The sequence below is a fragment of the Candidatus Neomicrothrix sp. genome, from assembly GCF_035329545.1.
Classification (GTDB): Bacteria; Actinomycetota; Acidimicrobiia; order Acidimicrobiales; family Microtrichaceae; genus Microthrix; species Microthrix subdominans.
Genome location: NZ_DAOLGP010000011.1, coordinates 40,061 through 57,308 on the forward strand (window position 1 = coordinate 40,061; position 17,248 = coordinate 57,308).

16 protein-coding genes are annotated in these 17,248 nt (G+C 69.0%); 7 read left to right on the top strand and 9 right to left on the bottom strand.

The annotated features are described in order from the left end of the window. Positions 1-2 precede the first annotated feature (2 nt). From PKD89_RS08360 to PKD89_RS08370, 3 genes are all read right to left on the bottom strand, one after another. The gene (locus PKD89_RS08360; RefSeq protein WP_289011725.1) at positions 3-1,871 is read right to left on the bottom strand and encodes a polysaccharide biosynthesis protein; all 1,869 of its coding nucleotides are present in this window, start codon (positions 1,869-1,871) and stop codon (positions 3-5) included. 152 nt (positions 1,872-2,023) lie between these two features. Next, positions 2,024-3,061 (bottom strand): magnesium and cobalt transport protein CorA, encoded by a 1,038-nt coding sequence (locus tag PKD89_RS08365; protein WP_287379213.1) that lies wholly within the window; start codon positions 3,059-3,061, stop codon positions 2,024-2,026. A 108-nt stretch (positions 3,062-3,169) separates the two neighbouring features. Next, a complete protein-coding gene (locus tag PKD89_RS08370; protein ID WP_287379214.1) occupies positions 3,170-4,573 on the bottom strand; it encodes a glutamine synthetase family protein in 1,404 nt (467 codons plus the stop codon). Positions 4,574-4,730: 157 nt separating this feature from the next. Here PKD89_RS08370 and PKD89_RS08375 point away from each other — a divergent pair, with 157 nt between their 5' ends. Next, complete coding sequence (locus PKD89_RS08375; RefSeq protein ID WP_289011723.1) at positions 4,731-5,966, top strand: P1 family peptidase; 1,236 nt, start codon at positions 4,731-4,733, stop codon at positions 5,964-5,966. A gap of 45 nt (positions 5,967-6,011) precedes the next feature. Here the strand turns inward: PKD89_RS08375 and PKD89_RS08380 are convergent, their stop codons facing one another. From PKD89_RS08380 to PKD89_RS08390, 3 genes are all read right to left on the bottom strand, one after another. Then, positions 6,012-6,359 (bottom strand): hypothetical protein, encoded by a 348-nt coding sequence (locus PKD89_RS08380; RefSeq protein ID WP_287379216.1) that lies wholly within the window; start codon positions 6,357-6,359, stop codon positions 6,012-6,014. 41 nt (positions 6,360-6,400) lie between these two features. Continuing rightward, on the bottom strand, positions 6,401-7,036 hold the full coding sequence (locus PKD89_RS08385; protein ID WP_287379217.1) for a nucleotidyltransferase domain-containing protein: 636 nt from the start codon (positions 7,034-7,036) through the stop codon (positions 6,401-6,403). 348 nt (positions 7,037-7,384) lie between these two features. Next, positions 7,385-8,224, bottom strand: coding sequence for a glucose 1-dehydrogenase (locus tag PKD89_RS08390; RefSeq protein WP_287379218.1), 840 nt, complete (start codon positions 8,222-8,224; stop codon positions 7,385-7,387). A gap of 107 nt (positions 8,225-8,331) precedes the next feature. Here PKD89_RS08390 and PKD89_RS08395 point away from each other — a divergent pair, with 107 nt between their 5' ends. The 3 genes from PKD89_RS08395 (at position 8,332) to PKD89_RS08405 (ending at position 10,933) form a co-directional block, all read left to right on the top strand. After that, positions 8,332-9,774, top strand: a complete 1,443-nt coding sequence (locus tag PKD89_RS08395) for an aldehyde dehydrogenase family protein (RefSeq protein ID WP_289011722.1) — start codon at positions 8,332-8,334, stop codon at positions 9,772-9,774. A gap of 120 nt (positions 9,775-9,894) precedes the next feature. Beyond that, positions 9,895-10,215, top strand: a complete 321-nt coding sequence (locus PKD89_RS08400) for a hypothetical protein (RefSeq protein WP_287379220.1) — start codon at positions 9,895-9,897, stop codon at positions 10,213-10,215. 145 nt (positions 10,216-10,360) lie between these two features. Next, positions 10,361-10,933 (top strand): 2OG-Fe(II) oxygenase, encoded by a 573-nt coding sequence (locus PKD89_RS08405; RefSeq protein ID WP_287379221.1) that lies wholly within the window; start codon positions 10,361-10,363, stop codon positions 10,931-10,933. A gap of 34 nt (positions 10,934-10,967) precedes the next feature. Here PKD89_RS08405 and PKD89_RS08410 read toward each other — a convergent pair whose 3' ends face one another. Next, the gene (locus tag PKD89_RS08410) at positions 10,968-11,894 is read right to left on the bottom strand and encodes an FKBP-type peptidyl-prolyl cis-trans isomerase (protein ID WP_287379222.1); all 927 of its coding nucleotides are present in this window, start codon (positions 11,892-11,894) and stop codon (positions 10,968-10,970) included. A gap of 54 nt (positions 11,895-11,948) precedes the next feature. Then, positions 11,949-12,902: an alpha/beta hydrolase gene (locus PKD89_RS08415; RefSeq protein ID WP_289011721.1), complete on the bottom strand. Its 954-nt coding sequence runs from the start codon at positions 12,900-12,902 to the stop codon at positions 11,949-11,951. A 327-nt stretch (positions 12,903-13,229) separates the two neighbouring features. On the opposite strand from PKD89_RS08415, the gene PKD89_RS08420 reads away from it, so the two are divergent. Next, positions 13,230-14,489, top strand: a complete 1,260-nt coding sequence (locus PKD89_RS08420) for an LCP family protein (RefSeq protein ID WP_324332375.1) — start codon at positions 13,230-13,232, stop codon at positions 14,487-14,489. A 277-nt stretch (positions 14,490-14,766) separates the two neighbouring features. Further along, entirely contained in the window at positions 14,767-15,228 is a 462-nt protein-coding gene (locus PKD89_RS08425; protein WP_289011718.1) for a hypothetical protein, read from the top strand. Positions 15,229-15,370: 142 nt separating this feature from the next. On the opposite strand, the gene PKD89_RS08430 is transcribed toward PKD89_RS08425, so the two are convergent. Continuing rightward, positions 15,371-16,321, bottom strand: coding sequence for a type IV toxin-antitoxin system AbiEi family antitoxin domain-containing protein (locus PKD89_RS08430; protein WP_289011717.1), 951 nt, complete (start codon positions 16,319-16,321; stop codon positions 15,371-15,373). A 276-nt stretch (positions 16,322-16,597) separates the two neighbouring features. On the opposite strand from PKD89_RS08430, the gene PKD89_RS08435 reads away from it, so the two are divergent. Further along, on the top strand, positions 16,598-17,149 hold the full coding sequence (locus PKD89_RS08435) for a peptidylprolyl isomerase (protein ID WP_287379227.1): 552 nt from the start codon (positions 16,598-16,600) through the stop codon (positions 17,147-17,149). Positions 17,150-17,248 lie beyond the last annotated feature (99 nt).

A 17,248-nucleotide genomic window follows, 5' to 3' on the forward strand; every position in this document is an offset into this window, starting at 1 on the left:
GGCTAACCCGCAAGCTGACGGAGTGTCAGAAATGCGCCCTGGCGGGCACCGTCGGAGGCCTGCCCCGGCACCCATCCGGGGGCGACCTCGCGGATCTGATCACACAGCACCTCGCACTCCTCCTCGCTGAAGGGGGCGACCGGCACGTGGGAGATCAACGGGTGATGGGGACGGTCGGCGTCCTCGCCGAGCGACAGCAGCACCTCGTGCAGCTTCTCGCCGGGGCGCAGCCCGGTGAACACCACGTCCACCGGTGGGTCGACCTCGTTGGCCAGGCGGTTGGCCACGTCGGCGATCTTCACCGGCTCGCCCATGTCGAGCACCAGCACCTCGCCCGAGCTGCCGACCGCGCCGGCGTCGATCACCAGGCCGCAGGCCTCCTCGACCGTCATGAAGTAGCGGGTGGCGTCGGGGTCGGTCACCGTCACCGGGCCGCCGGCGGCGATCTGGCGGCGGAAGGTGGGCAGCATCGACCCTCGGCTTCCCAACACGTTGCCAAAGCGCACCGACAGGTAGGTGCCGGGACGGCCCGAGTCGGCGAAGCTGGCGGCCAGACGCTCGCCCTGGCGCTTGGTGATGCCGAGCACCGAGGTGGGGTCGGCGGCCTTGTCGGTCGAGACGTTGACCACCCGCTCCACGCCGGTGGCGGCAGCGGCCTCGAGCACGTTGAGGGTGCCCAACGTGTTGGTCTTGAAGCCCTCGTCCGGGTTCTGTTCCAGCAGCGGCAGGTGCTTGAGCGCAGCGGCGTGGAACACCACCTGGGGCCGGTGGGTCTCGAACACCTCGAGCATGCGCTGGGGGTCGCGCACCGAGGCGATGACCAACGCCCGATTGTTCAACAGCCCGTGGCCGTCCAGGGAGAGCTGAAGCTCCTGAAGCGACGTGTCGTCGATGTCGAGCATCACCAGCTTGGCCGGGTTGAACTGGCGGATCTGGCGGCACAGCTCCGAGCCGATCGACCCACCCGCACCGGTGACCAGCACCCGCTTGTCGCTGAGATAGTTGGAGATGTCCATCAACCCGGTGCGCACCTGATCCCGACCGAGCAGGTCGTGCGTGGACACCGGCTTGAAGTCCTTCACCGTGACCGTGTCGAACAGCTGGGTGACCGGGGGAAGGTTGAGCACCTCCAGGCCACACTCACGGGCATCGCGGCCGATCGCCGCCCATTCCTCGGACGGACTGGCCGGCATGGCCAGCACGAGCACCTCGGCGCCGGTGGCGGCCGTTACCCGGGCCAGGTCGGCCCGTGTGCCGTGCACCGACACCGACCGCACCCGCAGGTTGGCCAGCCGCCTGTCGTCGTCGAGCAGGCCCACCGGATAGAGATCGGAGTCCTCGTTCAACATGGCGTCGATCACCCGGCTGCCCGCGGTGCCGGCGCCGAAGACCAACGCAGGGCGCTTGCCATCGCGGGAGTTGCCGGCCGCCCGCAGTTGCTCGCCGGACCAGCGCAGCACCAGGCGCACGCCCAGCTGTATGAAGGCGGCCAGGGGGCCGGCCAGCAGCACGGCGGCCACCTGGCGGCGGGCGTCGGTGAGCAACAGCGTGCACAGCACCATGCCGATCGTGGTGATCGTGGCGGCCCGGACGACCCGGTGCACCTCCTCGACCGAGCCGGCGCGCCAGGCCTTTCGGTACAGGCCGGCGGCCCAGCCCGCACCGATCTGCAACCCGGCGGCGAGGAGGGCCAGCAGCAGGGCGTTGCCGACGTCGAACGCCTTGCGGGATTCGACGAAGGCCAGCGACGAGGTGGCGAGCACGGCGAAAAACCACGCCAGCGAGTCGAGCGAGCCCATGACGGCGCGACGATGCACGCCGCCCAGCCGCTCGATGACGGCCGTGGATCTGGGGCCAAGTGGTGATGTCATGAACAAGCCTTTCGAATGCCGCCGCACCCCCCCTTACCGCGTAGCCCCAACCATATCGTCATGGGATGTTTCGGTGCGGAAGTCCGAGCAGACTAGTGCGTGTCCACAGGAGCGAGACGTGAGATTCACTTCTGGTTCGGCGACCCATCCGTCTACAGCCAGCCTGACCGCCGAAACCCTCGATAGAGAGCCGTGCAGATCAGCGCCATGAGGCCGAGGATCAACGGATACCCGTACCGGGAATCCAGCTCGGGCATGTGGTCGAAGTTCATGCCGTAGATGCCGGCGATCATCGTCGGCACCGCCAGGATCGACACCCACGCCGACATCTTGCGCATGTCCTCGTTCTGGCGCAGCGACACCTGGGTGAGGTTGGCCTCCAGCGCCGAGCTGAGCAGCGCCCGAGCGCTGGCGGCCCGATCGATCACGTCGGCCAGGTGATCGGCCACGTCGCGCAGGTAGGGCTTGGTGCCCTCGGGCAGCTCGTCGCCATCCATCAGCGCCGCCACCTGCTCGCGCACCGGGCTGGTGGCCCGCTGGGTCTGCAACACCTCGCGCAGCAGGTAGTACAGCCGCTCGGTGGGTTGGCCGGGCCGAACGCCCTGGGCGAACACCTGCGTCTCCACCTCGTCGATGTCGTTCTCGATGCCGTCGAGCACCGGGCCGTAGGCGTCCACCACCTCATCGAGAATGCTCACCAGCACCGCCGCCGGCCCGTAGTGCAATCGCTCGGGATGGGCCTCCAAGCGGCGGCGCACCGGCTCGAGGCGCACGGCATCGCCGATGCGCACCACGACGACAAAGTCGTCGCCCAACAGCACGGTGATCTGGCCAAACTCCACCTCCTCGGTGGCATCGAGGTAGCGGGCCGAACGCAGCACCATCGACAGGGTGCCCTCGATGCTCTCCACCTTGGGCCGTTCCCGGGGCGACAGGGCATCCTCGATCGTCAACGGATGGATGTCGAAGGCGCGCCGCACCTGGGCCAGCTCGGAGCTGAGCGGGTCGGCCAGGCCCACCCAGGCGAACTCGCGGGGCACGACGCCGCCGCCCTCGGCGGGGTCGTGACCGGCGCCACCGGGTTCGTGCTCGTCGGGGGGCGGGGTGGACAGCTCACCCGCCACCGATTCGGGCGTGCGGTCGCCGCCCAGCCGGACGCCGTCGCGGTAGACGGCGCAGTCGACGATCACGCGGTCGCTCCGGTCGCTCCGGTCGCTCCGGTCGCTCCGGTCGCTCCGGTCGCTCCCGAGCGGGCGCCGGCGGCTCCCGCTCGCGCCCCGTCCCGGGTCGAGCCTGGGTTACAGCCGCTCATAGCCCCGGCGATACTCCCAGTCGCTGACCTCCCGGTGGAAGGCCCGCCACTCCTCGTCGGCCCCGTGGGCCAGGTGGAACATCACGTCCTCGCCCAGGGCCTTCTGGGCCACCTCGGAGTTGCGGAACGCCTCGGTGGCATCGGGCAGGTTCCAGGGCACGTGGGTGAGCGCAGTGTCCCCTTCAGCACCGGCGGCGTAGGCGTTGCCGTCGTAGGGCGGGCCGCAGTCCAGCCCCTCCTCGATGCCGGCCAGCCCGGCGGCGATCACCCCGGCGAACGCCAGATACGGGTTGGCGTCGGCGCCCGGGATGCGGCTTTCGATTCGCAGCCCGGGGCCCGTGCCCACCAGGCGCAGCCCGGCGGTGCGATTGTCGAGCGCCCACACCGTGGCGGTGGGCGCCCACGACTCGGGCTGGTAGCGCTTGTAGCTGTTGATGTTGGGCGCGCCCAGCAGCGTGACGTCGGCCAGATGGTTGACCAGCCCGGCCACGAACGACCGGAACTCGCCGCTCATGCCGTTGCCGGCGTCGCCCGGGCTGAGCGGTGTCTGGCCGTCGAGCGACCACAGCGAGGTGTGGATGTGGCAGGACGAGCCCGGCTGATCGGCGAACGGCTTGGCCATGAACGTGGCCGACTGCCCCTCGAGGTGGGCGATCTCCTTCACCCCGTTCTTGAACACCACGTGGTTGTCGGCCATCTCGAGGGCATCGGAGTAGCGCAGGTTGATCTCGTGCTGGCCCGGGGCCGCCTCGCCCTTGGAGAACTCGATCGGCAGGTTGGCGCCCAGCATCTCATTGCGGATGCGCCGGATGATCGGCTCGTCCTTCGAGGTCTGGAGGATGTGGTAGTCGAGGTTGTACCAACCGGCGGTGCGCGGCGCCCGGAACCCGTTCTCGGCGACCTGCTCGTAGGTGTCGGGCGACAGAAAGAACTCGAGCTCGGAGCCCATCATCACCGAGAACCCCGCCGCTTCGGCCCGCTTCAGCTGATCCTTGAGGATCTGGCGGGGCGACACCGCCACCGTGTTGCCGTCGTGGTCGGAGAGGTCGCACAGCACCAGCGCGGTCGCCTCCAGCCAGGGGATGCGCCGCAACGTCTTCAGGTCGGGGGTGGCCCGGAAATCGCCGAAGCCGGCCTCCCACGTGGCGTACCGGTAGCCGGGCACCACGTTCATCTCGACGTCGGTGGTCAGCAGGTAGTTGCAGGCCTCGACGCCCTCGCCTGCCCGGCCGCCCCGATCGACGACATGGTCGAGGAAGAAGCGAGCGGTCACCCGCTTGCCCAACAGGCGCCCGGACAGGTCGGTGAACGCCACGACCACCGTGTCCAGGGCGCCCTCGGCGGCCTCGAGCGCCAGGGTTTCGAGATCGAGCGGACCGTCGGTGGTCATGGTGTGTGTCTCCCCGGCTCCCCGAATGGTGTCGGTGCTGTCGATGAGCGTCGGCAGGGGAGCACGCAGGCACGATAGCGGCTGAGGCATCCTGGACCTGAGGCCGGAGCGCACCCCGCTTGCCCGGCCCTGGGCCCACATCGGAAGGTGCGTCGTCATGTCACCCGCTCGACCAGCGAACCAGCCGATGCCGGCGGCGGGACCCACGCCCGCCGCTCCGGACCGACCAGGCGAGCAGGTTGGATCCGAGGCCGAGGCTCGATCGACCGGCCAGCCCCGATTTGGCCGGGTCACCGTGTCGACCCTGGGCGACCTCTCCGGGGTGGCGGTGGGCCACTGGACCGATGCCGAGGCTCGCACCGGGGTCACCGTCGTCATTCTTCCCGAGGGGTCGACCGCGTCGGCCGAGGTACGGGGTGGGGCACCCGCCACCCGCGAGTTCGACGTACTCGCCCCCTCCGCCACCGTTACCCGGCTCGACGCCGTCGTGCTGTCCGGCGGATCCGCCTTCGGGCTGGCGTCCGTCGACGGCGTGATGTCGACCCTCGGCGAGGCCGGCCGCGGGTTTGTCACCGCCGGGGGAGTGGTGCCGATCGTCGCCGCCATGTCGCTGTTCGACCTGACCGTCGGATCCCCACAGGTGCGTCCGGGGGCCGCCGAGGGCGCAGCCGCCGCCTCTGCGGCCCTGGCGGCGCTTCCTGCTGCCGCTGCGGCCCTGGCGTCGCTTCCTGGCGCTGCTGGCGATTCGACCGTCGGTTCGGTTGGTTCGGTTGGTGTAGGTACCGGCGCCACCGTGTCCAAGTGGCGGGGCCGGGACCACGCCGTGTCCGGTGGGCTGGTCACAGCGACCGTCGTCGAAGGTGGCTTCAGCGTGACTGCGCTGGTGGCGGCGAATGCATTCGGCGACGTCGTCGGGCATGGGCCGGCAGGGGAGCCGTGGCCCAGCCTGGTGCCGCCCGACGAGGTGGGAGCGTTCGGTGCCGACGGCACCCCCGCCCCGAACGCTGCCGACAGTGTCGGCCAAGATGCCGGCGGGGGCCGCGACAGTGCCGTTGCCGACGGCAGCGCTGCATCGTCGGCCGGGACCAACACGACGCTTGGCCTCATCGTGTGCGACACCGCCCTAACCAAGGGCGAGTGCCTACTGCTCGCTCAAGGGGCACATGACGGCTACGCCCGGGCGATCACCCCGCCGCACTGCCGGGTGGACGGCGACGCCGTGGTGGCCGCAGCCACCGGCGCCGTACCCCTGGCAGCTCTCGACGATCCCCGCCGCGTCGCCGAGGCGGAACTGCTGCGCTGGATGGCGGTGCGCGCCACCGCCGACGCGCTGGCCACCCTGGCCGACGTCGCCCCGACCGGCCCGCTCCCCTGGATCGACGCTTCCAACTGACACGGTGCGCAGACACGTTGCAGGCGAGAGTTTGAACAGGTGGAATCAGGCGGCTCGACGAGCTGCCTCGACCAATCGTCGAGCCGCCCGAGAGGCACGAATGAGGTCTTGAGGCGAGGTTGCCTGGGCGATGTACCCGGCCTGCGCCTTCATGCCAAGCAGCACTTGGAGATCATCTGCACACCCTTTGTCAACAGTACGAAGAAGCCCAACAGCATCGCGATGCGACTCGCCACGAGCGTGTTCGCCAAGGCGGGCACAGCAGATGGCGTCGGACGCAGCGATGCCAGCATGAATCAGGAGCGTGATCGCAGGGTCGGCGACCACCTCGTCATCGTCTGCCACGGCGAGTATCACTTCCGCCTGCGCGAGGAACCTGACGGCTTTGGTCATCCGGCCCTGCCGAGTTGCTGCGCCGCACGTGGCGGTTCGACTCACGATCGAACCTGGATCGACCGGGCTTGCCGGATGTGGAAACTCTCGCCGGCGAGCCAGATCCCGTCTCGTTCGACGTCGCGAAGAAACGAATCAGCATCGTGGGCCTGCGCAACCGCGATGGCCTGGTCCAACTCCAAGACCTGCGGGTCGTTCCCCGTCCAGCCCTCAACCGATCGACGAAGCGTCTCAATCTGCTCGCGCCACGCCGGGGCGTCGGGGTCGACGTTGTTCGCCCTGACAACGAGAATGTCGATGTCGCTCGTAGGCCGCATGTTGCCGAGCGCAGCCGAGCCAAAGAGAGCTGCGTAGTCGCACGGCGGGCTCCAGCCCTGCACCAGGTTCTGGATGCGGGCGATGAGTTCGTCTCGAAGAGTGGCCAGCTGGATGACCGCTCCGGCCGCTAGATGCTCCCGGTTGAGTGAGAAAAGCACGGCGTTGCCCGCCTGGGATGCGTGGACGATCCCCTGCTCCTCCAGCCGCTTGAGCGCTTGGCGGATGCCCTCAACGGAACGTTGGCCTGCGAGGCGCTGGACCTCGGGGGCGGTGAAGCCGCGATCCGCCCGGGCGAGAACGCTGAGAGCATCACCGTCTGCGGTGGGCGTGATGACCGTGAACGGGCGATAGAGATCCACAGGAGTAGCATATCTTCCACCACTCAAGATAGTTGGCATTCACCCAGGTTTATTGGTGCGTCTGCGGATTGGAGGGGTCAGCTCGGCCGGGTGGTTGGTTTCAACGCTTCGCACTCCGCAGTTACGAGCTCACACAGGCCGGACGAGTCGCAGGCCGGCGCACGAGGTGAGCAAGGGGTCCTCGGCCCCTCGTTGACGAGTGCCGTCACCATCATGGTGTCCAGCACGACGACCTTGGTCATGGTTGCTCAGTCTTCGGTGAGTGCCTCGATGAATGCGTCCCACTCCTCGTCGGTGAGGCCTGGCGCCATGAGGGCCCAGGCCTGACGCCTCATCGCTGGCATCGCTCTACTCCGGCGTGGTGTACGCCGCCGTGATGCCTCCATCGATGAGGAGCGACTGGCCGGTCATGAAGCTGGACTCGTCCGAGGCGAGGAACAGCGCACCGGACACGATTTCCTCCGGCTGGCCGAAGCGGCCCATCGGGATCTGCACCAGGCGCCGCTGGCGGGCGGCCTCATCGGCCATGTACTTGGCCAGCAGCGGGGTGAGCACCGGGCCGGGGCACAGGGCGTTGGCTCGAATGTTCTCGCGGGCGTGCACGACGGCGATCTCCCGGGTCATCGACAACACCGCACCCTTCGACGCCGTGTAGGCGATCTGTGGGGTGGCCGCACCCAGGTGGGCGACGAAGCTGGCCACGTTGATGATCGATCCGCCACCGGCCCGCTTCAGCGCCGGGATACCGGCGGAACAGCACTCGGCGACGCCGATCACGTTGACCTCAAGGGTGCGCTGCCACACCTCGCGCGAGGTGTTGGTGGGGCCGTCGTCATCGGCCATCGAGATGCCGGCGTTGTTGTACAGCACATTGAGCTTGCCGAAGTGCTCCTCGGCTGCGTCGACCGCAGCCTGAACGGCGTCGGCATCGGTGACGTCGCAGTACACGCCGATCGCCTGACCACCGGCGGCTTCGATGGCGGCCACCGCAGAGGTGGGATCGGCCACGTCGGCGACGACGACGGCCGCACCCTCGGCGGCAAAGCGCTCGGCGCCCACCCGACCGAGGCCTGTGGCCGCGCCGGTGATCATCGCCACCTTGCCGGCCAACCGTCCGGCCGCAACGTTGCGTCCGGGGGCCGGCTGGATGTCGTTGCTGCCTGCGTCGTTGTCTGCATCTGCGCTCATTGGCCGGGCAGCGTAGATGCTGCGCCGCACTTGGCAAGCCTGCTCCGTAATCGGCGGGCATTCTGAGCCCTGAGAGGACGGTGTGACCGCGCCGCTAGTCTCCGGCGATGGCCCCTCCCGTTCATGAACTGATCGTCGCCGGCGTGCGCCGCCCCGCCGCCGACGGCGCCACCTTCACCACCTACAACCCGGCCACCGGCAAACCGCTGGCCGAGGTGGCCCAGGCCGGCCGAGCCGACCTGGACGCCGCGCTCGACGCCGCCCGCGCCGGCTTCGCCGACGGCTCCGGCGAGTGGGCGAGCACCTCGGCCACCGAGCGCGGCAAGGTGCTGGCCCGGGCCGCACAGCTGATCCGCGAACGGGCCGACGAGTTTGCCGACACCGAGGTGGCCGACGCGGGTCACACGATCAGCGACGCCCGCTGGGAGGCCGGGGCGATGGCCGAGGTGTTCGACTACTACGCCGGTGCGGCCAACAAGCACTTCGGCGACGTGATCCCCGTGCGGGACGCCGGCATGATGACGGTCAGCCGGGTGCCGATCGGGGTGTGCGCACTGGTCGTGCCGTGGAACTTTCCGTCCTACATCGCCACCTGGAAGCTGGGGCCGGCCCTGGCGGCCGGCAACTCGGTGATCCTCAAGCCCGCCTCGCTCACGCCGCTGGGTGCCCTGCTGCTCGGCAACGTGCTCGTCGACGCCGGCGTGCCCGCCTCCTGCGTGTCGGTACTGCCCGGGCCGGGCTCCACGCTGGGCGCAACGCTCGTCGCCGACCCCCGGGTCGACAAGGTGTCGTTCACCGGCGACACGTCGACCGGCACGTCGATCCTGACCGCCGCCGCAGCGAACATCACCCGGGTGTCGCTCGAGCTGGGTGGCAAGTCGGCGGCGGTGGTGTTCGCCGACGCCGACATCGCCGCCGCCGCAGCCGACATCCCGATCTCGGTGTTCGCCAACGCCGGCCAGGACTGCTGCGCCCGCTCGCGGGTACTGGTGCAGCAGTCGGTGATCGACGAGTTCACCGACGCCATGGTCGAGCGCACCCGGGCGCTGCGGGTGGGCGACCCGACCGACCCCGAGACCGAGATCGGCCCGATGATCTCGGCCGGACAACGATCCCAGGCGGTCGACTACGTCGGCGTGGGCACCGCCGATGGGGCAACGCTGGCGATCGGCGGGCAGACCACCGACCCGGGCTACTTCATGAACCCGGCCGTGCTCACCGGGGTGGCCAACGACTCCCGGGTAGGTCAGGAGGAGATCTTTGGCCCGGTGGCGGCCGTGATCGGCTTCGACGACGAAGCCGAAGCGGTGAGGCTGGCCAACGACAGCCCCTATGGGCTGTCCGGGTCGTTGTGGACCGGCGACGTCGGCCGGGCCATGCGGGTGGCGCGAGCGATCCGCACCGGCGTGCTGTCGGTCAACTCCAACTCGTCGGTCCGCTACGAGGCACCCTTCGGCGGCTTCAAGCAGTCGGGCATGGGCCGCGAGCTCGGCATGGCCGCGCTCGACCACTACACCGAATCGAAGATGGTCTTCTTCTCCGAACGCTGAGGCCGGGCCTGTCCCGCTGACGCGACGCACCGCCCCTGCGTGGCGCTGCCCTCAGCTTGCGGTGGGCGACGAACTCAGACCACAGTGATGTGGTTCTGCGAAGGCCAAGGAGCACGCCACATGAGCACTGAATCCACACCGAAGCGTCGCCCCTCGCTGCGCCGCTGCGCCGGCTGGGCCACGGTGGCGCTGTTGGCCGGCGGCACGCTGGTGGCATGTGGGGACGAGGATCCAAACCTGGAGGATCCCGCCGCCCAGGTGGTCTACACCGGCGACAGGACCAACTCGATCGGCACGCCGAGCACGTTTGCCACCACGACGGTGGTCGTCAGCACCACCTTCTTCTTCCCCGACAACGAACTGGGACCGGAGGAGGGCGGCACCGCCCCCGGCGACGCCACGGCCACGCCCGACCCCGCCGTTGAGGGAAACTCGCCCTAACGCCGGCGCTGCGGCACGGTTCCAACGGTGTCGAGGCTCGAGTGTCAAGCGGTGGTGATGATTGAGCGGTCATGAGCGTCCAGCCGTGCTGAGGCATCTGCCGTTGCTGTCACCGGTTCCGCGGCACCAGCGCGGCCACCTTGTCGTGCCCGCAGCCTTCAGCGCCGACGAATGCGACCGAATCGTGTCGCTTTGCGAGCCGGAGCCCGCCGAGCGCGCCACCCTGGAAGGCGTGGAGCATGTCGGGACCACCCGATCGTCGTCGGTGAGCTGGCTGCCCGCCGACGAGGACACCTGGTGGATCTACGACCGCTTGGGCGAGCTGGCGGTCGACGCAAACGAGCACTGGGGCTTCGAACTGGTCGGCTTCGAGGAGGAGCTGCAATACACCCGCTACGACGGGCCTGGCGACCACTACGCCTGGCACCGGGACGGGCTGGACGGGGCGGTGTCCACCCGCAAGCTGTCGATCGTGGTGCAGCTCACCCCGCCCGAGCACTACGAGGGTGGAGCGCTCGAGTTTCCCGACCTCGGGGATCAGCACGACCCGTTCTTCGGCGTCACCGACGGGCCGCACCGCTCGGCGGCCGCCGAGGAGTTCAGCCAGCTGGGCACCGCCGTGATGTTCCGCGCCTTCGAATACCACCGGGTGACCCCGCTGAACTCCGGGCGGCGCCGCTCGCTGGTGGCCTGGGTGGCTGGACCCCCGTTCCGCTGATCGCCCCGCTCAGCCCTCCGGCTCTGCCCCTCGCTCAATCCCGGGTCATGGCCAGCGTGACCACCCAGGCATCAACGCCGTGGTCACCGGACGCGTGATCGGGCTGAAGCACCAGCCGGGTGCCGCCGGGCCGAAGCCCCTCGAGGTTATCGACGAACCAGCTCGCCAGATCGTTCGAAGCCAGGTCGAGCGCGCGAGCGTTGCAGCCATCCCACATGGACCCCTCGATCGACTCGGCATCCAGATCGACCGCGTCGATCATCACCATCCCGGTGGCGCCGGCGCTGAAGGGCGCCCCGCTGCCCGTCACCAGGTCGAGCGCCCCGCCACCGGCTCGGGCCGCACGGCGCAGGTCGGGCCAGGTCCACGACGGTCGGCGACCGGCCCACAGCACCGAGATGTCGGCGCGCAGTGTGTCGTTGGGCCCGACCAAGCCGTTCCCCCAGCCGGCGTTGCCGTAGGCCAGCGCCGGGGGGATCAGCATCGACCGCCGACCATCGACGGCCATGCCCTCGATGCCGGTCCGCAGGCCCACGATCAGCCGCTGATCGTCCCTGGCAACGATCAGCGGACCGTCTGCGCTGGGGGAGGGGACCGGGGTGTGCTCGTCGGCCACCTCGAGGTCGACATCGAGGGCCAGGCACGTGGCCTCGTCGACGGGCGCACCGCGGCCGACCACCTCCGACAGCATCGTCAACGAACCCGCAGACCTCGGGGCCCGGGAACGCTTCAAGCCGCCGGCGGCGTCGGCGGATTCGGCGGCATGAGCCGCACCGGCCTGGGGTTGAGGCTCGCTTTCCAGCGCCGAGTTGCAGCCGGTGAGCAACACGGCCAGCACCAGCGGACCGAGGCCGGCCAGACGCGTGGCGTAGGTCCAAGCGGCCCGGGAACTGCGAGCGCCAGTGGCCCGGGAGCGCCGGGCAACGGGAGCCGCCATCGAACGCCGGGGACGTGGGGTCACGAAGGCAGACATTACCGGGGCCTGCCGCCGAGCGGTCCCGTGCTGTCGGCGCTCTCAGGTCGTGTGCGCCGCCACAAAGTCGACCGTGCGCTCGAAGGCCAACTTCCCATCATCAACATCGAGGTCGAACTGGTACTCGTGGCCCAACTTCGGCCGGTGTGAGGCCGGGAAGAACAGGGTGTCGACGTCGACACCGAGTTCGGTGAGACGCTTCGCCAACGGCTTGGACTGCACGTCGGTCAGGGGGTCGCCGTTCCCACCGCTGATGAAGGTGGCGGGGAAATCTCCGGTGACGTGGTTCAACGTCGACATCTGAGCGGCGGCGTCCGAACGGGCAACGTCCCGCACCCCGGTGTAGGCCCACAGCGACTCCTCGATGCCCCAGCCGATGACGCCAGGAGCGCTGCTCAGAGCGTTCAGGTCGTAGATGCCGCAGTTGAGGATGACCCCGGCGAGCTGGTTCGCTTTGAGCGAGGGGACGATGCCGAGCTCATCCGCATACGCCGGCCTGGTGATCGCAGTCGCCAACTGGCTGGTCAGCTGCGCCCCGGCCGAGTCGCCGGCCAGAACGATCGAGCCGGGCTCCACCCGGAGCCGCTCGGCATGGGCGAGCAGGTGGGCGTGGGCGTCGTTGAGCTGCCGCACCGCAGTGGGATAGGTCGCTTCGGGGCCCAAGGAGTAGTCGAGCGAGACGACCGTGTAGCCACGGGACGCCAGCAGCCGGTAGTAGCCGGAGAAGTCGGACTTGCGTCCGGAGATCCATGCGCCACCGTGGGTCCAGATCACCGTGGGCAGGGCGCCTTCCGCAGCGGCCGGGAAGTACACGTCCAGACGTGCCTGGGGGTCGTCGGCCCGGTAGGCCTCGTCGGTGATCGAATCGACGCCGTCGGGCGCGTGCCGCTCGAGTGCAGCCGTCACCTTGGCGGAGTCTCGGTTGAAGATCCACCGAATGATCCGAGTGCCGGGCCACGGGCTGAGCGTAAAGAACAGGGTGGGTGCTTCAATCACGGCCGTGACCCCGAGCCCCCACGCCCATCGCCTCGACCTCGGGCGGCGCGATGTATCCGATGGGTGGTCGTCCGTCCCGACCACACCATCGAGCGGCTCCGCATCGTGTGGGTGCATCAGGTTCATCGTAGCGGGTGCTCTGCGCCACCAACCGTTCGTCGACCGAGGGGAGGAAGGGCGCCGACGGCGCCGCAAACCGGCCTCCCTGAACGGGGCATCAGCATTCACGGGGTGCCGGTCCGGGGCTGGCAAACTGTGCACCCCCACGATCGGGCTTTCCCGATCGGATCATCCCTCGGTCGAGGGCGACCAGCGCGGAGGTGAGCGATGAGCGACGACAACTCGGACTCCTACTTCGTGCCCGCTCCCGGCGAGGCCGGCGGCTCGCCAAAGCCTCCACCGGGCGAGGAGGCCCCCGACGCGCCATCCGGGCCCGCCGCCCCGCCGCCTCGCCCCGGCCCCGGCCAGGGCGCAGGTCGTACACCGGTAGCCCCCGGCCCCCCGGCAGCCCCCATCCCCCCGGCAGCGTCGTCGCCGCCTCGACAGGTGTACGTCCCCGAGCAACAGGCGGCCGCACCTTCGCAGGCGCCCCCCGAACGGCCCGCCTCCGCAGGCCCGCCGACCACGGTGGCACCGATTCCCGCTGTCGCCCCCAAGGCCCGTCGCCCCCGTCGACCACGACGCAGCCGCCCACGTTTTCGTCTTCCCAAGAAGCGCTGGCTGATCGTGGCCATCCCGCTGCTGTTGATCGTCGGCTTCGTCGGCTACCTGTACAGCCTCTTCGCCGGCATCGACCGTATCGACCTCACCGGCACGTTGACCCCGCAGGCCGGGCAGGGGGTCAACTACCTGATCGCCGGGTCCGACAAGCGCGCCGACGGCTCGGTCAGTGGCGAACGGGCCGACACACTCATCGTGATGCGGGTCAGCGACGGCGTGCCCAAGATGATGTCGGTCCCCCGGGACCTGTGGGTGCCGATCGCCGGCACCGACGGGTCGGCGAAGGTCAACGCCGCCTACAACGGCGGCCCCCAGCGGCTGGTCGCCACCGTGCAGGACGCCCTCGACATCCCGATTCATCACTACGTCGAGGTGGACTTCGTCACCTTCGGCTCGCTGGTCGATGCCGTCGGTGGCGTCGAGATCGACTTCCCCAACCCGGTGTTCGACCCGGGCAGCGGCCTGTCGGTCGAGCAGGCCGGACCGACGACGCTCGACGGCGAACAGGCGCTGGCCTACGTGCGCTCGCGGCAGTACACCGAGGTGATCGACGGGCAGCCCCAGAAGGATCCGACCGCCGACATGGGTCGCCAGCTACGCCAGCAGAACTTCATGAAGGCCGTGATGGGCAAGGTGGGGGCCACCCGCAACCCGATCGGGCTGACCAGGGTGGCCCGGGCCTTGGGCAAGGACCTGAAGATCGACGACGACCTCACCGCCTTTGGCGCACTGGGGTTGGCCCGGGGGTTGGCGGGCACCAGCCCGGAATCGCTGGTGCTGCCGACCGAGCCCGGGCGTGAAGGCGCCCAGCAGGTGCTGTACGTGAAGCGCGAGGCGGCGGTGCCGATCCTCGATCAGTTCCGCTAGCGGCCGCAGCGACGTCGCGGTCTCGATCCCGTTCCATGGCGGCCTGTCGGGCGTGCCACCTGCGCACGACCGCCTCGTTGATCATGGCGGCCCGATCATCAATCACCGTGCCAAACGCTCGTCACATTCAAGAGAAGCGTTGATGCTGAGCCGCTCGGATACACCTCAAACACGCGAAACACCCAGCAATTTCGTTCAGAAGTTACAGATGCGGTGAATCCACCGCGTCACAGAGGAGCCCTTATGGAATGGTGCTCCGCACGAGAGGACCAAAGCCATGAGATCACCCATAGGCAACCCTCTATTCAAACGCCCACCCGCACCTCAGGGGCCCTTCGAGACGGCGGGATTCACCAAGATTCTGCTGAGCGACGCAACGATTGCCGCCAATGGTGGCGAGGCACGCCTGTGGCCGGGCCTCGACGTGAGCAAGTGGGACCGGCTCCATTTCACCGTCGGCGCGGACGCCCGCGGGATTCCGAACTTGCAGGTTCGGGTGCTGTTCAGTGTTCCTGTTCCGGGAATGCACTGCGGCGGAATCCTCACCAGCAGCACTGTGTGGATCGAGGGGGGTGGTGTCCCGCTCGAGTTCGAGCACGCAACGCCAGCCAGCGGCGGAACTGGGTTCACCATGAGCGTTCCGGTCGTGGCGCCCGTCCTCCACGACGTCATCCTCCGCAACCAGGGAAGTGCGCCGCTCGAGAAGGTGTACGTGGCGCTCTTCGCACAGGAGATCTAACCCCCCGTCGTTGCAGCAGAGCGCGTCACCCAGGCCGGGTCAGTGATGCCTGCTGCGAATCGGGCGTGACGCCTGGCTCCGGCGGCGGTCATGCCCAATGGTCGCCGCGTCGCCACTCAACTGCGGCCGTTCCCCGTGTGCCTCAGGGAAGCAGGAGCCGCTGCGCCTCGGTGAGCCGAGTGGCGACCACGCGACGCAAGCCCTCAGCACAGGCGTCCATGTCGCTGGTGAGGTGCTCGTGCAAAAACCGCACGGTGATCACACCCACTTGGGCGGCAGCGAAATCGCGGTCTCGATCCCGTTTCATGGCGGCCTGTCGGGCGTGCCACCTGCGCCCGTCAACCTCGGTGATCATGGCTGCATAGTCGACATAGGCATCGACCATGCCCTCGATCGCGCCGAGGCTGGGGAGCGGGTGCTGCCGAACGAAATGCTCGATGCCGGCTCGACGCAAGAGCTCGCCGAGCAGTTGTTCGAGCACAGACTGTGCCAGGTTCTCCCCGCCGGTGTGTTCGTCGAGAAGGTTGCAGAGCAACCCGCTGCCCGGTCGGCGGGAACCGCCGGTTCGAAGCAGCGCCTCACCCACCTGGGTGTAGGAGGCATGGCGGTTGAAGTGGGCACCCTCCAGAACGGCGCCGAGGCGGGCGCGGCGGTACTCGCCGGCAAGATCGACGATCGTCCGCGCCGGGTTCGTCACCATGAGACTGCTCTGCGACGCCCGGTCGACGGGGTCCAGATGCCGGCTCCGGTGAATAATGACGCCTGCCGGCGTCCGCACGGTCCGCTCGTGGGGCACCGTCACGGTGGGGGGACAGGGCTCCACCGCCTCGAGCCTCCACAGGTATCCAGCCGAGCCGTGCGACGCCACCGACCCGGGGCCCGCAAACAGGTGAGCCGCCCAGAGGCCTTGAAGCCGGGTGACCGGGGCTCCGGGCACCCGGTAGACGCCTCGGTGCAGGCGGATCAGGCGGCCCCGTTCGACCGAGCGGTGCACCATCTTGGCCCCAATCCCGGAGTCGAGGAGCTGTTGGCGGGACATGGTGCCCGCCTGGCGCTCGCCCAGCTCTGCAATCACCACGTCGATGCCTGCCATGCGGGCACGGTACGAGCGGGAGCCGGGTCTGTCGCCGGGGAGCGCGACCCGCTCCGGCCGACCTACCGGGTTGAGCCAGTGGCCCGACACCCACCCGGGCCCCCACTTTCACCCAACTTGGGTGGACTTTGGGTCAACTGGTGACACAAAGTCCACCCAAGATCGTCGCTCGGCCGTTTGGGTGGAGCTGACGCCATGGGCGGAGGCGAGCTCCGTGGGCGCCTACGCTGTGGGGGAGGCGGGCCGACGGTGCCCTCCCAGGAAAGGCGAGCCCCCATGGCCGATTGCCCGAACCCGGACGGATCCAGCGCACGCAGGACCAAGTTCGATGCCCCGCCACCGATGTGCATCGACGTCGAGAAGGCCTACCACGCCGAGATCGTCACCTCGAAGGGCACGATGTTCGTGCAGCTGCTTCCCAAGCGTGCGCCCAAGACGGTGAACAACTTCGTGTTCCTCGCCCGCTACCACTACTTCGACGGCATCATCTTCCACCGGATCATCAAGGACTTCGTGATCCAGGGTGGCGACCCCGAAGGAACCGGCCGCGGCGGTCCCGGCTACCGCTTCCCCGACGAGCTGCCCAAGCCCGGCGAATACCAGCTGGGTTCGCTGGTGATGGCCAACGCCGGCCCCGACACCAACGGCAGCCAGTTCTTCGTCGTGTCCGGCCCCAGCGGCATCAACCTGCCGCCCAACTACGCACTGTTCGGCAAGGTGCTCGATGGGCTGGACGTGCTCGCCGAGATCCAGTCGGTCGAGACCGGCCGCGGCGATCGCCCCAAAACCGACGTCGTCATCGAGTCGGTCACGATCACAGAAGGCTGACGCCCCGGAGCAAACCGCTCCAAAAGCACACGAAACGAACCCGGGGTGGTCCACCGCCCCGGGTTCGTTGCTGTTCGGCCATCCTGTGTACCGTGCCGT